The organism is Pseudomyxococcus flavus, assembly GCF_050038885.1.
Taxonomy (GTDB): domain Bacteria; phylum Myxococcota; class Myxococcia; order Myxococcales; family Myxococcaceae; genus Myxococcus; species Myxococcus flavus.
The window spans coordinates 2225485-2237575 of record NZ_CP143624.1 but is presented as its reverse complement, the minus strand read 5'-3'; the positions used below and the strand labels follow the sequence as shown (position 1 = coordinate 2237575).

Sequence of the window (12091 nt, the reverse complement as noted above, 5' to 3'; positions counted from 1 at the left end):
TCATCGCCCACCTCCCTGCGCGGACGCCTGCGCCCTGGCGCGCTCCGAGGCCGCCAGCGCCACGTCGGCGGGCACCTGCGCATCCGCCGCGCTCAGGTGCGGGAAGGAGGACAGCAGCAGGCGCGTGTACGGGTGGCGCGCGTCCGTGCGCAGGCGCTCGGCGGTGTCCACCTCCACCAGCTTGCCGCCCTGGAGGACGCCCACGCGGTCCGACAGCGCGAGCAGCAGCGGCAGGTCATGGGTGATGAAGAGCACCGCGAAGCCCAGCCGCTGCTTCAGCTCCAGCACGCGCTGGAGCAGCTCCTTCTGCACCACGACGTCCAGCGCCGTGGTGGGCTCGTCCATCACCACCAGCTTCGGCTCCAGGGCCAGCGCCAGGGCGACGCCCACGCGCTGCCGCATGCCGCCGGAGAGCTGGTGCGGCCATGCGTCCACCAGCTGCGGCGCCAGCCCCACCATGGCCAGCAGCTCCCTCGCGCGGGCGTGGGACGCGGCGCGGGTGGTGCGCCCATGCGCCGCGAGCGTGTCGTGGAACTGGTCCCCCAGCGTGAGCACCGGGTTGAGCGCGCTCATCGCGCTCTGGAAGACCATGGACACCTGGCTCCAACGGAAGGCGCGCAGCGCGGCGTCGTCCAGCGCCGTCACGTCCGTGCCGTCCAGCAGGATGCGGCCCTGGGTGATGCTCGCGGCCGGGGGCAGCAGGCGCAGCAGCGCGTAGCCCAGCGTGGACTTGCCACTGCCGGACTCACCCGCCAGCCCGAACACCTCGCCCGGGGCGATGTCGAAGGACACCGCGTCCACCACGCGCGAGGGGCCGCGCTCCGTGGCGTACTCGATGCACACGTCGCGGAGGCTCAGCAGGGCGCCGGAGGGCGTAGACGCTTCCGCCGAAGCCGCCTGCACCGAGCGCACGGCGGTGGTCGTCACCGGCGGCGCCTTCAAGGCGGGGTTGGTCAGCTCGTCGATGGCGGAGCTCAGCAGCGTCAACGAGAAGCCCACCAGCGCGATGCACACGCCCGTGGGCACGAAGACCCACCACGAGCGCGTCAGCAGCGCCGCGTCGTTGCCGGCCCAGTAGAGGTTGGTGCCCCACGTCACCGAGCCCACGTCGCCCAGGCCGAGGAACTCCAGGCCCACCTGCGCGCCCACCGCGTAGAGCGTGTTGCCGATGAACGACGAGCCCAGGAGCGAGGCCATGTTGGGCAGCAGCTCCCGGACGACGATGCGCGCGCGGCTCTCCCCGGCCACGAGCGCGGCGGAGACGAAGTCCCGGTTGCGCAGCGCCATGGCCTCGGCGCGGAAGACGCGGGCGTTCCAGGCCCAGCCCGCCAGCGACAGCACCACCACCATGCGGAACGGGCCGGACGGCAGGTAGGCGCCCAGGACGATGGCCAGGGGCAGGCCGGGGATGACGAGGAAGACGTTGGTGGTGAGCGTCAGCACGTCGTCCACGCGACGGCCCAGGTACCCGGACGTCACGCCGATGAGCGCGCCCATCAGCGTGACGAGCGCGCCCACCGCGAAGCCGATGGCCAGCGTCTCGCGCGCGCCCACCACCGTCTGCGCCAGCACGTCCTGGCCCTGGCCCGTGGTGCCGAACCAGTGCGCGGCCGAGGGCGGCTGGTGGGGACGGCCCACCAGCTCCGTGGGGTCGCTCACGAGCCAGGGCCCCACGAGGGCCAGGAGGATGAAACCCAGCAGGATGCTCCCGCCCACCGCCGCCTTTCGGTGGCGCGGCAGCCGTCGAAGAAGGTCACGCATGGGCGCGGGTCCTCGGGTCCAGCCACAGACACAGCAGGTCCACGGCGAAGTTCGCGGCGAGCACGGCGAAGGTGATGGTCAGGAAGAGCCCCTGCATCAGGGGGTAGTCCTGGTTGCGCACGGCGAGAATCAGCAGGTAGCCGGTGCCGGGGTACGAGAAGACAATCTCCGTCAGCAGCGAGCCGCTCAGCACGAAGCCCAGCGCCATGCCGAAGCCGGTGACGTTGGGCAGCAGCGCGTTGCGCGCGGCGTAGCGCAGCATCACCTGCCGGGGCGGCAGTCCCTTCGCGTGCGCCAGCCGGAGCGTGTCGGTGCCCAGCGTGGCCACCATGGTGTTGCGCATGCTCAGCATCCACCCGCCCAGCGTCGCCACGACGATGGAGGCCGCGGGCAGGAAGGCGTGCCGCGCCACGTCCGCCGCGAAGGTGAGGGACAGCGCGGGCTCCAGGTCGTGCGAGTACGCGTGCCGCAGCGGGAACCAGCCCAGCCCGAACCCGAAGAGGTACAGGGCCAGCATGGCCAGCCAGAAGTAGGGGAAGGCCCCCAGGAAGGCGAGCGCCGGCGCCACCGCCGCGTCCAGCCAGCCGCCGCGGTTCCACGCGGCCAGCACGCCCAGCAAGGAGCCCACCGTGAAGCTGATGATGACCGCGCAGCCGGCCAGCCCCAGCGTCCAGACGAGGCCGGTGCCAATCACCTCCGACACGCGCGCGGGGTAGTACGCGTAGGACAGGCCCAGATCCCCGCGCAGCAGGTGCTTCAGGTACGTGACGTACTGGACGTACCAGGGCGCGTCGGTGAAGCCGAAGGCGGCGCGCAGCGCCACCATGGCCTCGGGCTGCACGCGGCCCTCGAAGCGGGCGAACATGGCCGAGGCCGGGTCGCCGGGCGCCAGCCGGGGGATGACGAAGTTGAGCGTCAGCGACGCCCAGGCCGCCAGCAGGTAGAAGCCCAACCTCCGCAGGACGTAGGCCATGGCTCAGGGCTCCCGTGGCTTGAGCGTCGTCAGCACCAGCAGGCTGTCGGGCTCGGCATGGGGGGACAGGCGCGCGTAGGGGTTCTGCGCCGTGGGGAAGCCGGTGAAGCGCCGCGTGTTGGACTCGCCCCAGGAGGGGTTGGGGAAGAGGGGAATGGACGGCGCCAGCTCGGAGTAGCGCCGCTGCACCGCCGCCATCAGGACGAGTTGCTCCTCCTCGGAGTCCGCGCGCTCGAAGCGCATGAGCAGCTCATCGGCCTGCGCGTCGCCGAAGCGGTGCCAGTTGGCCGCAGCCACCTCGCCCACCGGGCGCACCGTGCGCGGCGACAGCTGCCACTTGTAGAAGGTGTAGGGCGTGGGGCCGTCCAGGGACCAGGAGATGGCCAGCTGGAACTCGCCCTTCTGGAGCCGCGCGTACCAGGCACCGAACTCGTAGGTGCGGAGCTGCGCCTGCACGCCGAGCTTCCGCAAGTCACGCGCCACCACCTGCCCGGCGCGCACCCAGTCGGACCAGCCACCCACGACCTCGATGTCGAGCGTGAGCGACTGCCCGTCCGCCTTGCGCCGCAGCCCGTCCGGCCCTTCCTTCAGGCCGGCCTCGTCCAGGAGGCGCTTCGCCGCCTCCAGATCGTGCTTCACCCAGGCGCCCTGGGCCGCGTCCGGGTCACGCCACGCGGTGTACGCGTCGTTGAGCGCGGTGGCGTCCGCCGGCCGCGTGTAGCCGTACATGGCAATCTCCACCAGCCGCTCGCGGTCCAGCGCCATGCTCAGCGCCTTGCGCACGCGCACGTCGTCCAGGGGCGGCAGGGTGGTGTTGGGGTAGAGGAAGACGGTGCTGCCGTAGAGGGGGAACCAGCGGCCGTGGTGCGCCGGGTCCCGGGCCACGAAGGTGCGGTCCACCGCGGGGACGAAGTTGCCCGCCCAGTCCACCTCGCCCTCCACCAGCGCCAGGTTGGCCTGGTCATTGGTGGGGAAGGCCAAAAAGCGCAGCGCGGACACCGCGGGCTTGCCGGGCTGCCAGTAGTGCGGATTGCGGCCCAGCTCGTAGACCTGGTTGCGGAAGAGCGTGACCTCGGTGAAGGGCCCGGTGCCCACGGGCTCCGGGTTGGTGAACGTCACCGGGTCCGGCACCTTCTCCCAGACGTGGCGGGGGACGATGGGCTGCTGCGCCAGCTCCGCGAAGCCGGGGATGTAGACGCGGGAGAACTGGAAGGCCACCGTGTGCGCATCCTCCGCGCGCACGTCCTCCACGAAGCGCCACACGCCGCCCGCGTCCAGCGCCGCGTGCTGCTTGAGGAGCTGGAAGGTGAAGGCCACGTCGTCCGCGGAGAAGGGGCGGCCGTCGGACCAGCGCACGCCGGGGCGCAGGGTGAAGCGCAGCGTGCGGCGGTCCTCGGACCACGCGTGGCCGGTGGCCAGCCACGGCGTCCACCTGCCCACCGCGGGGCTGAAGATTTCGAGGCACTCGTAGACGCCCGCGCGCGTGGGCCAGCGCGAGCCCGCGCCCGCGAAGAGCGGGTTGAAGTTGCGCACCCAGGCGCTCTGTTGCTCCACGGAGACGAACAGCACTCCGGGCGGCCTCGGGCGGGGCTCCACCTTGCAGGCCACCAGCAGGAGTGTCAGCGCCCAGAGCGCGGCCCTCACGAGGGCCTCGCGTAGACGCGGACGTAGTCCACCTTCATCTCCTGGGGGAACACGGTGTCTCGGCCCACGGGGCCCACGAAGGTGCCGCCCACGGCGACGTTGAGGATGATGAAGTGGGGGCTGTCGAAGACCCAGCGAGCGCCCTCGGGCAGCCGCGCGGGCGTCGCCTCGAAGAACATCGTGTCGTCGAGGAACCAGCGGATGCGGTCCGGCTCCCACTCCACCGCGTAGACGTGGAAGCCCTCGTTCAGCCGCGTGCCGCTGACGACGTGCTCCTGGCCGATGTTGTTGCCGGCGGAGTACCCCGGGCCGTGCAGCGAGCCCCGGATGATGGAGGGCAGCTGGCCCCGGTACTCCATGATGTCGATTTCGCCGCACTCCGGCCAGTCGACGGAGGCGATGTTCGCCCCCAGCATCCAGAAGGCGGGCCAGATGCCGCGGCCCACGGGGAGCTGGATGCGCGCCTCGATGCGGCCGTAGGTGGGCTCGTAGCGGCCCTGCGTCCGGATGCGCGCGGAGGTGTAGTCGTTGTTGCCGTAGCGCTCGCGGCGCGCGGTGATGACCAGGTTCCCCGCGCCGTCATGCGCGGCGTTCTCCGTCCGGTCGGTGTTGAACTCGAGCTGCTCGTTCCCCCAGCCATGTCCTCCCACGTCGTGCACCCACCGCTCGGGAGAGGGGGGCGTCCCCGCCGGGCCATCGAACTCGTCCTGCCACACCAGCTCCCAGTCCGTGCTGGGCTGCGGGGTGCTGTGGGGCGGTGGCGGGTTGGGGCGGTTCACCCGGTTGGCGGCCGGGTCACAGGCGAGGCCCGTCAGGGCCAGTGCCACGGGGAGGAGGCGCTGGAGGGTCATGCAGATTTGCCTATGTGTTGAAGGGGGAAGAGGGTTCGGTCACGCAGCGCGGCCTGGAGCACGAGGGTGGCCGCGCCCACGGCGATGGCGCGGTCTCCCAGCGCGGAGGTGACGATGCGCGTCTCCGCCATGGAGGTGGACAGCGCCCGCTTGCGCACCGACGCGCGGAGCGGGTCCAGCAGCAGGTCTCCCACCGACGAGATTTCGCCGCCGAGGACGACGATGGCGGGGTTGAGCAGGTTCAGCAGGCCCGCCACGGCGATGCCCAGGTAGTGCCCGAGCCCATCGATGACCTGACGCGCGGCCGGCTCGCCCGCCCGCGCGCCTTCCACCAGCTCGCGCACCGTGAGGGCGCGCTTGTCCTTGCGGTCCATCAGCTGCCGCGCGCGCTCCAGCAGGGCCGCGGACCCGATGAGCGTGACGAGGCAGCCGCGCAGGCCGCACACGCACTGCGGCCCCGAGGAGTCCACCGCCATGTGGCTGATTTCGCCCGCCGTGCCGCCCGCGCCACGGTAGACGTCGCCGTGGATGATGTGGCCGGAGCCGATGCCCGTGGCCAGCTTGATGTAGGCGAGGTCCTCGCCGTTGACGCCCGCGCCCCAGTAGCACTCCGACAGCGCGCCCAGGTTCGCGTCGTTGTCCACCAGCACCGGCAGGCCGAAGGCGCTCCGCAGGGACTCCTGCACGTCGTAGTCGCGCCACGCGGGGACGAGCAGCGGCGACAGCTTTCCAGGCGCGGCCGGGTGGACCGGGCTGGGCACGGCGATGCCCATGCCCACCACGGACCGGCGCGGCACGCGCTCGGCGTCCAGGACCTCCTGCACCAGCTCGCGCACCTTCTGGAGCGTGCCCTTGGGGTCCTCGCGGACGGCATGGCTGGCGTGCCGGTGCGCGCGCACCCGGCCGCGCAGGTCGGTGAGCACCGCCGTCACGTGGGTGGCGCCCAGCTCCACGCCGATGATGCTGAAGGCGTCATCGCAGAAGCCGATGAGGGTGGGACGGCGCCCGCCCCGGGACACCCCGGCGCCAATGCTGCGCACCAGGCCAGAGCGCTCCAGGTCCGCCACGATGGCGGAGACGGTCGACGGACTCAGCTCCGTCCGCCGGGCGATCTCCGCCCGGGAAATCTGGCGCTCGCGCCAGATCATGTTGAGCAGCAGGCTGCTGTTCTGCGCGCGCATGCCCGCCGCATCGACCGTCGTCACCGCCGTTCCCACTCGCATCGTCCTCTCGCTCCGTTCCGCCGCGAGGATGGAGGTGGGCGTCAGTGCCAGTGGATGTCGTCGACGAAGAAGACGAGCGGAGTCGTCCTCTCATTCGCGGTCCATCCGAAGCCACCCACCACCAGTCCATACCGGACGCGGCTGATGTCGATTGTGTACTGGGTCGGGGTGGTCGTGAGCGTCAGCCTGCCCGTTCCCTGCTCGAATCCGTCAGCAGCGTTCATTCCTGCCATGAAGGAGACGGCCTCTCCGCCCTCGGCGCCCCAGGCGTAGAAGGACACGGAGTTGGCGCCAGCCGGGACCGCGAAGCCGTCCAGGTCACCCCAGTTGCCCTCGGGGTACTGCCAGAAGACGCCCGCCCAGCCGTCCGCGCCGGGCGTCCAGGTGAACCTGTGGCAGGCACCCCGGGCCGAGCCGGCCCGCGCAGTGCACTCCGTGCCGCTGTACGTCACGCCGCCGCTCGAGCCGTCACCCATGTAGCCGCTGGGAATCCAGGCGGTGTCCACCGCCAGGGGCAGCGTGGGGACGGTGCCCGCATCCTCCTCGGTCCCCGCGTCGGGTTCGGTCCCCGCGTCCTCCTCGGTGCCCGCGTCGGGCTCGGTGCCCGAGTCGGGTGTCGTCCCTGAGTCGGGCGTCGTCCCTGAGTCGGGCGTCGTGCCCGAGTCCGGCCGCTGCCCCGCGTCAGGCGTCGGGGTGGGATCGTCCTCCGGATCACAGGCCGCCACCAGCCCCGACACCGCGAAAACGCCCGCCGCCACCCATCCCCACGCGAAACGCTTGTTTGGATGCATGTGCTCCCCTCCACAGCTGGAAAACTTCGTTCTTACGGCGAAGGAACCAGGGTGCTTCGAGAGTCCTCGTTCGAATGGCGTGGCCATGAACGACTTGAAGTTCTTTCGAGTGGCGAAGAAAGTACCAGCGATTTTCCGGGGATTGCAAGTCTGTGGCTGTCCATTCCGTGTGACGCATTGCTTCAATGACTTGCGTCACGGGCGCCGAGGCGGTGTCGCCGCGTGAAGTCATGGACAGACAGCCCGGCGATGACAGGCCATTCGAGGCAGTGCCGCACCGTCAGGTCATGACAGGCCAGGCCCCCGCGGCCAGTTGCCTGGCAGGACAGGGAGGGCGGAGCGGTGGCAGCACCAGCACGGCCCCTGCGGACGGTCCGCGGAGCCGTGCCGTCATGCGCACTGGCGCCGGGCTCAGCGCCGCTTCGGCCGGGACTTCCTCGCGGCGGTCTTCTTCCGGCGAGGCTGCCGGGGCGGCTCGGTCACCTCGGCGAAGCGCGCACCGGTGATGCCGGCGTGCTCCAGGGCTTCCTTGATGCCCTCGGACACGATGAGGCTCACCGGCCAGCCCCACGCCCGGAGCACCCGGGCGCCGTTCGTCTTCGTCGGGTCGACGCGCAGCCCGCGCACGCTGCGGTAGTGGCCCACGCGCTCGGGCGGGCTGTCGTCGGCGGTGTAGTGGACCACCTCGGCGCAGGCCCGCTCGTCGATGCAGCGCACCAGCCGGGTGGCGACGACGATGAAGAACGGCTCGCTGCGGTCCTCCACCTCCACCGGCAGCAGCTGGACGTCGTGCGGCGCCAGCTCCCGGAAGACGGAGGCCACGCGCGCGGAGACGACGGGGGTGAGCCCGGCGCCGGCCAGCGAGAAGTCGAGCGGCAGTCCGGGTGGCTTCACCGACAGGCGCAGCTTTCCCACACTCCGGACCCGGGCACCGGAGGTGAAGAGCCAGACGGAGTCCAGCTTCTCCCGGGCATTCACGGCGACCGGGTCGCTCAGCTCCGGGCGTCCGGGGATGCGGAAGTCATCGTGGAGGTCGAAGTAGCGCGCGGTCCGGGCCGTGCGCGGCGAGGCCCTGCGTGCGGCCGGCTTCGTCCGGGACTGCGCCTCCACGGGCACATCGGAGAGGAGCATCTGCCGGGGGGCATCCGGCCTGGGGCCGGAGCCGCTTCTCGGGGAGCGTCGCGTCAGGACGCGGAGCGCCTCGGTGAGCCGCCTGAACATCCGCCGATGTTATGTCCCCACCCCCGGGTAGGGGCGAGGAAGAAGCATCGGACCGGGCTCCCTGCCGCCTTTCTGGCCGCCCGCAGCCCCGGGCCCTGCGCTACCAGGTGGTGTGCAGCGAGTAGTTCCCGGCGCGCGTGTCCAGGCTGAGGAAGGAGAATTGCCCCTCCGAGCAGGTCCCACTGTTGAGGAACAGCTTGCTGCCGTGCTCCACGCGCAGGCCCAGGTGGGTGTGGCCCGTGACGACGATGTCCGCGCCGTGCGCGTTGGCCCGCGCCATCGCCCAGCGCTGGAAGGTGCAGCGCGCCGGGTCTGGCAGGGCGTTGGTGATTTTCAGGTCCAGCGCCTGGAACCAGCGGAACATCGCCCGCATCCGCATGCGCCGCAGCCACGCGCCGGCCCACACCGCCGCCTCGGACAGGAGGCGCGCCTTGCGAATCATCCAGTCGTGGTGGTGTCCGTGGGTGAACAGCATCCGCACGCCGTCCGCCTCCAGAATCAGCTGCTCGGGGGCACCCAACATGGTGCCGGCCACCAGGTCGTGGTTGCCGTGGATGTAGTGGTAGCGGGGCAGCTCGAAGCGCCGGACGATGTCCGGATGCGCCGCGCGGGCCGCGTCGAGCTCGGCCACCTTCCGCCCGGGCGTGCGGGGCGTGAGCGTCTCGAAGATGTCACCCAGCAGGACGATCCGCTCGAAGTTTCCCTCGAGGAAGCGGAGGAACCGCAGGAAGGCGGAGTCGTCGTGCCCGAAGTGGTCGGCAGCATCCCGCCGTCCGAGATGGAGGTCCGAAATCACCGCGATCCGCATGCGCTCTCCCGAAGTCCGAGGGGAAGGTAGGGATGGCGCGCGGCGGATGAATGGTCGGCGCGCGAAAAATTCGCTGCATCCCGATGCCATTCCTGTGTCGCCACCGTGCACACCTCCCCGTGGCCCGGCATCGCTGTTGTCAGATCCGGGGCTGTTGTCACGCTGCGCACGGTGGCGGAATTCGTCCATGCGACCTGCGTGCCCCGTGTCGCAACGCGGATGAATCCCGATTCGCTACTGGACATCTCGCGCCCCGCGCGGCGGCGCTCGCACGAGGGTTTGAATTGGTGTCGAAATGACACTAAGTAAGTGTTGCGAAGACACGAAGCGGGAGGCGAGACCCATGGTCATCGGCTACATGAAGGCGGCACCGACGACGTACGTGATGCAGTTCGAGGGGGGAAAGGTCGTCCGGGAGGGGGCGGGGCTCTCGTTCTTCTACTGGAAGCCCTCGGCGACGCTGGTGTCGGTGCCGCTGTCGAGCGCGGACGTGCCCTTCGCCTTCAACGAGGTGACGCGGGACTTCCAGGCGGTGACGCTGCAGGGACAGCTCACCTGGCGGGTGACGGACCCCCGGCGGCTGGCCTCGCTGCTGGACTACTCGCTGGGGGCCACGGGGCGTTACCGCTCGGACGACCCGGAGAAGCTCGAGGAGCGGCTGGTGCAGGTGGCGCAGGTGCGCGCCCGCACGGTGGTGCAGGGCCTGACGCTGCGCGAGGTGCTGGTGCGCTCGGATGCCATCGAAGCGCAGGTGCTCGCGGCCCTGGCGGCGGCGGAGCCCGTGAAGGCATTGGGGGTGGAGGTCATGGCCTTCGCGCTGCTCTCGGTGAAGCCGGCGCCGGAGATGGCGCGAGCCCTGGAGGCCGAGGCACGGGAGGCGCTCCAGCGCAGCGCGGACGAGGCCATCTACGCCCGCCGCAACGCCGCGGTGGAGCAGGAGCGCCGCATCAAGGAGAGCGAGCTGGCCACGGAGCTGGCGGTGGAGGAGCGGCAGCGCCAGATTCGCGAGGCGAAGATGGCGGCGGACATCGCCGTGGAGGAGCAGCGCGCCGCGCTGATGACGCGCTGGAGCGAGAACGAGCGACAGGCCGCGGACGCCCGGGCCTACGCGCTGGAGAAGACGCTGGCGCCCGTGCGCGGGGTGGACTGGAAGACGCTGATGGCCACGTCGGCGGGCGGGGGCGACCCGGCCCTCAACATCGCGCTGGCCTTCCGGGAGATGGCGGAGAACGCGCAGCGCATCGGCGAGCTGAACATGTCGCCAGACCTCCTGCGGTCGCTGATGGGGGGCCACACGCCGGCCGCGAACGCCCACGGCGCCAGGGGCCGCGAGCGCTGAGCGGGGGAGGGGGCCATGTACGAAAAGGTCGTGCTCGTCACCCGGCGCACGCGCATGGCGGGCCTGGTGGAGCGCTTCAACACCAGGAAGCAGGCGAAGTTCTACGTGGAGCACGCCGGCCAGGACTTCGACGAGTTCGTCCGCGAGGACGAGGCGTACCACCGCAACGTGGACACCCTGCGTGAGGCCCTGGCCTTCGGGCTCCCGGTGCAGCAGGTGGACCGGAGCCTGGTGCCCACCTTCCTGTTCACCGGCAAGGAGGTCGTCGTCGTCGCGGGGCAGGACGGGCTGGTGGCCAACGTGGCGAAGTACGTGGGGGAGCAGCCGCTGGTGGGCGTGAATCCGGACCCGGAGCGCTTCGACGGGGTGCTGCTGCCATACCCGGTGGCGGGCGCGCGCGCGGCGGTGCGGCGGGTGCTGGAGGGCAAGGCGGCCTTCAGGCGGGTGACGCTGGCGGAGGCGCAGCTCGACGACGGGCAGCGGCTCCTGGCCTTCAACGACTTGTTCATCGGTGCCCGCTCCCACGTGTCGGCGCGCTACCGGCTGCGCACCGGCGACCAGGAGGAGTCCCAGTCCTCCAGCGGGGTGGTGGTGTCCACGGGCGCGGGCGCCACGGGTTGGCTGTCCTCCATCCTCAACCTGGCGCGCGGTGTGACGCTCCACGCGGGAGGCGTGCCGGGGACGCCCATGTCGCTGGGCTGGGAGGACCCGCGACTGATTTTCGTGGTGCGCGAGCCCTTCGCCAGCCGGCACTCCGGCGCCGCGCTGGTGATGGGCGAGGTGACGGCGCAGCGGGAGCTGGTGCTGGAGTCGCGGATGGCGTCCGAGGGCGTCATCTTCAGCGACGGCGTCGAGGAGGACTTCCTCCGCTTCGGCGCGGGGGCCACGGCGCGCATCCGCCCCGCGCGGCAGCGCGCCAGGCTGGTGGCGGGCTGAGGGGGCCACACCGCGCGGCAAGGGGCGCCGCGCGGGGCGAGGGCGTTGCCGTCAGGGCGTGACGGTGACCTCCACCACGGGGCACTGCACCTCCACCGGGCGGTACTGGCCACTGGGCGCGGGGACCGGCTCGCCGTCCCGGGCGACGTCCATCAGCGGGCCCCGGAACGCGATGTGGTACGTGCCCGGCGCCTGAAGGTCATAGAAGCGGGCGACGTCCACCTTGCCTTCCACCGACATACCGGGCGAGAGGGTGCGGTAGCTGTCGGCCGTGGGCGGCGCGCGCTTCGCCATGGGCCCCCGGTAGTCCAGCGAGGTGCCGTCGCGGGACACGTCGAAGATTGTGTTGAGCACGCCCTCCAGCGGCGTGTGCCAGTCGAGCACGCGCACGGTCCCCGCCGTGGGGTTGCTCAGCTGGAACACCACCTCCACAGGCTCTCCGGCACGGACCTGGGCGGGGCCGCTCATCGTGCACGTCAAGGCCGTCGCCATCGCAGCCGTCTCCTGCGCTCCGTTGGAGGTGGATGCCGCTTCCTGTCGCGCC

The 12091-nt window shown here is 71.3% G+C and carries 11 protein-coding genes; 2 read left to right on the top strand and 9 right to left on the bottom strand.

Translation table 11 applies throughout. The features are described 5' to 3' along the window. The 8 genes from VZL07_RS09380 to VZL07_RS09345 form a co-directional block, all read right to left on the bottom strand. Positions 1–1761, bottom strand: a complete 1761-nt coding sequence (locus tag VZL07_RS09380; RefSeq protein WP_426755051.1) for a dipeptide/oligopeptide/nickel ABC transporter permease/ATP-binding protein — start codon at positions 1759–1761, stop codon at positions 1–3. Next, positions 1754–2734, bottom strand: coding sequence for an ABC transporter permease (locus tag VZL07_RS09375; RefSeq protein WP_426755049.1), 981 nt, complete (start codon positions 2732–2734; stop codon positions 1754–1756). The genes VZL07_RS09380 and VZL07_RS09375 overlap by 8 nt, the downstream gene beginning before the upstream one ends. 3 nt (positions 2735–2737) lie before the next feature. Next, the gene (locus VZL07_RS09370; RefSeq protein WP_426755047.1) at positions 2738–4378 is read right to left on the bottom strand and encodes an ABC transporter substrate-binding protein; all 1641 of its coding nucleotides are present in this window, start codon (positions 4376–4378) and stop codon (positions 2738–2740) included. Continuing rightward, positions 4375–5229: a glycoside hydrolase family 16 protein gene (locus VZL07_RS09365; RefSeq protein ID WP_426755045.1), complete on the bottom strand. Its 855-nt coding sequence runs from the start codon at positions 5227–5229 to the stop codon at positions 4375–4377. The genes VZL07_RS09370 and VZL07_RS09365 overlap by 4 nt, the downstream gene beginning before the upstream one ends. Next, complete coding sequence (locus VZL07_RS09360) at positions 5226–6452, bottom strand: ROK family transcriptional regulator (protein WP_426755043.1); 1227 nt, start codon at positions 6450–6452, stop codon at positions 5226–5228. The genes VZL07_RS09365 and VZL07_RS09360 overlap by 4 nt, the downstream gene beginning before the upstream one ends. 41 nt (positions 6453–6493) lie before the next feature. Further along, the gene (locus VZL07_RS09355; RefSeq protein WP_426755041.1) at positions 6494–7243 is read right to left on the bottom strand and encodes a hypothetical protein; all 750 of its coding nucleotides are present in this window, start codon (positions 7241–7243) and stop codon (positions 6494–6496) included. Between the two features lie 411 nt (positions 7244–7654). Next, positions 7655–8374, bottom strand: coding sequence for an imm11 family protein (locus tag VZL07_RS09350; RefSeq protein WP_426755039.1), 720 nt, complete (start codon positions 8372–8374; stop codon positions 7655–7657). A 190-nt stretch (positions 8375–8564) separates the two neighbouring features. Next, complete coding sequence (locus tag VZL07_RS09345) at positions 8565–9272, bottom strand: metallophosphoesterase family protein (protein ID WP_426755037.1); 708 nt, start codon at positions 9270–9272, stop codon at positions 8565–8567. Positions 9273–9615: 343 nt separating this feature from the next. On the opposite strand from VZL07_RS09345, the gene VZL07_RS09340 reads away from it, so the two are divergent. Both VZL07_RS09340 and VZL07_RS09335 read left to right on the top strand, forming a co-directional pair. Then, positions 9616–10611: an SPFH domain-containing protein gene (locus tag VZL07_RS09340; RefSeq protein ID WP_426755035.1), complete on the top strand. Its 996-nt coding sequence runs from the start codon at positions 9616–9618 to the stop codon at positions 10609–10611. A 15-nt stretch (positions 10612–10626) separates the two neighbouring features. Beyond that, complete coding sequence (locus VZL07_RS09335; RefSeq protein ID WP_426755033.1) at positions 10627–11547, top strand: NAD+ kinase; 921 nt, start codon at positions 10627–10629, stop codon at positions 11545–11547. Between the two features lie 51 nt (positions 11548–11598). On the opposite strand, the gene VZL07_RS09330 is transcribed toward VZL07_RS09335, so the two are convergent. After that, positions 11599–12039 carry a protease gene (locus VZL07_RS09330; RefSeq protein ID WP_426755031.1) on the bottom strand — a complete coding sequence of 147 codons (441 nt, stop codon included), beginning with the start codon at positions 12037–12039 and terminating at the stop codon, positions 11599–11601. Positions 12040–12091: the final 52 nt, after the last annotated feature.